The organism is Mesorhizobium ventifaucium (assembly GCF_935822925.1).
GTDB lineage: Bacteria > Pseudomonadota > Alphaproteobacteria > Rhizobiales > Rhizobiaceae > Mesorhizobium > Mesorhizobium ventifaucium.
Genome location: NZ_CAKXZS010000061.1, coordinates 1 through 270 on the forward strand (window position 1 = coordinate 1; position 270 = coordinate 270).

Consider the following 270-nt stretch of genomic DNA (forward strand, 5'->3'; position numbering starts at 1 on the left):
ACCTCGTGCCGGAGCCGCTTCAGGTGCGCGAAGCTCTCGTGAAATTCGAGTTCATTCGCATGCCGGACTCGACCGGCTTCGGCGACTACACGGAAAGCGGGCAAGTCATCCCGGTCACGTTCCGCGGACGCAAGGGCAGCTACACCCACTGCATGTTTCTCAACGACCATCCGCCGATTGCCGGCGGGCGCGAGCTGTGGGGCTTTCCCAAGAAGCTCGCAAGTCCGACACTTCGGACCGAAACCGACACTTTGGTGGGCACGCTCGACT

At 62.2% G+C, this 270-nt stretch carries 1 pseudogene; it reads left to right on the forward strand.

Annotated features, from left to right (window positions below):
- Positions 1–270, forward strand: a pseudogene (locus NMG70_RS33430) (acetoacetate decarboxylase); the annotation flags it as partial.